The following is a 235-nucleotide window of genomic DNA, read 5'->3' as shown; positions in this document are numbered from 1 at the left end:
GCCGAATTCGAGTTGCGCCCCGACGTCGAGGGCCGCTACCGGGTCAACGAGTGCTACTGCCACGACACTACCTGGCAGGACGCCCTGGCCGAACTGGTCCGCGCCAGCGACGTCGTGCTGATGGACCTGCGCAACTTCATCGCCCAGAACGCCGGCTGCCTGCACGAACTGCGGGTGCTGGCGACGACCCCGGGACTGGCCCGCGTTGTCGTCCTGATCAACGAACAGACCCGCC

Annotated in this window: 1 protein-coding gene; it reads left to right on the top strand. The window is 67.7% G+C overall.

Features of this window, described 5'->3' with window-relative positions; genetic code table 11:
- A partial coding sequence (locus SAZ04_RS23020) for a hypothetical protein (RefSeq protein ID WP_332700126.1) occupies positions 1-235 on the top strand: 235 nt, incomplete at both ends.

It is taken from the genome of Halalkalibacter lacteus, assembly GCF_036663595.1.
In the GTDB taxonomy this organism is placed as follows: domain Bacteria; phylum Bacillota; class Bacilli; order Bacillales; family Bacillaceae_D; genus Halalkalibacter; species Halalkalibacter lacteus.
This window is presented reverse-complemented; position numbering and strand designations above follow the sequence as displayed.